The sequence below is a fragment of the Erysipelatoclostridium sp. AM42-17 genome, assembly GCF_003480255.1.
Lineage (GTDB): Bacteria > Bacillota_I > Bacilli_A > Erysipelotrichales > Coprobacillaceae > Faecalibacillus.
Genome location: NZ_QUIN01000049.1, coordinates 1 through 1,404 on the forward strand (window position 1 = coordinate 1; position 1,404 = coordinate 1,404).

Annotated in this window: 1 protein-coding gene; it reads left to right on the forward strand. The window is 35.0% G+C overall.

Going from position 1 to position 1,404, the window contains the following annotated elements; translation table 11 throughout:
• Positions 1-15: 15 nt before the first annotated feature.
• On the forward strand, positions 16-1,404 hold a 1,389-nt coding region (locus DW911_RS10845), incomplete at its 3' end, for a 6-phospho-beta-glucosidase (RefSeq protein WP_147358163.1).

Here is a 1,404-nt window from a genome sequence, read left to right on the forward strand (position 1 = left end):
AAGGAGGAAAGATAAATGAATAAAAAACCTGTAAAAATTGTAACAATCGGTGGCGGAAGCAGTTATACACCTGAATTAATGGAAGGATTTATCAAAAGATATGATGAACTTCCTATCAAAGAAATCTGGTTAATTGATATTGAAGATGGTAAAGAAAAATTAGAAATTGTTGGTAAAATGGCTCAACGTATGTGGGATGCTTCCCCTTATGATGTTAAGGTCCATTTAACATTAGATCGTAGAGAAGCTTTAAAAGATGCTGATTTCGTTACCACTCAATTTAGAGTTGGTTTATTAAATGCCCGTATCAAAGATGAAAGAATTCCTTTTAGCTATGGTATGTTAGGTCAAGAAACGAATGGTGCTGGTGGTATGTTTAAAGCTTTAAGAACGATTCCGGTTATCTTATCAATCGTTGAAGATATGAAAGAATTATGTCCTGATGCCTGGCTTATTAACTTCACTAATCCATCTGGAATGGTAACTGAAGCTGTTATGAAATATGGTAAATGGGATAAGGTTATTGGTTTATGTAATGTTCCTGTTGGTGCTATGTTAGATGAACCTAAAACAATTGGTAAAACAATCGATCAGTTAACTTATAAGTTTGCTGGTATCAATCATTTCCATTGGCATAAGGTCTTTGATGAACATGGTCATGAAGTCACTAAAGACATCATTGAAGCCATGTATGAAGGTAAAGATATGGGAATCCCTGCCAATATTCATGATATTCCTTTCTTTAAAGAACAATTACTTCAAATGAATATGATCCCTTGTGGATATCATCGATATTATTATCGTGAACAAGAAATGTTAGAACATGGATTACAAGAATACAATGATCCTGATATGGGAACACGTGGACAACAAGTACAACAAACAGAACATGAATTATTTGAATTATACAAAGATCCAAATCTAGATCATAAACCAGAACAACTAGCAAGACGAGGAGGAGCACATTATTCAGATGCAGCCTGTGAAACAATTGCTTCAATCTACGCTAATAAACTTACTCATATCGTCGTAACAACTAAAAATAATGGTGCCGTACCAGATTTACCAGCAGACTGTGCTGTAGAAGTCTCAGCTTATATTGGATCATCAGGAGCCAGAGCGATTGCCTTTGGTGAATTACAACCAGCACAAAGAGGATGGTTACAATGCATGAAGAACATGGAATTATGTGTTGAAGAAGCAGCTGTAACCGGAGATTATGGACTATTAATGCAAGCATTCATTTTAAATCCACAAACAGTTTCAGGAGGAAATATGAAACGAGTGATGGACGAATTATTAATTGCTCATAAAAAATACTTACCACAATTTGCAGATACGATTGCACGTTTAGAAGCTGAAGGTGTAACTATTAAAGATGACGTTGCTCGTCAATTAACTGAA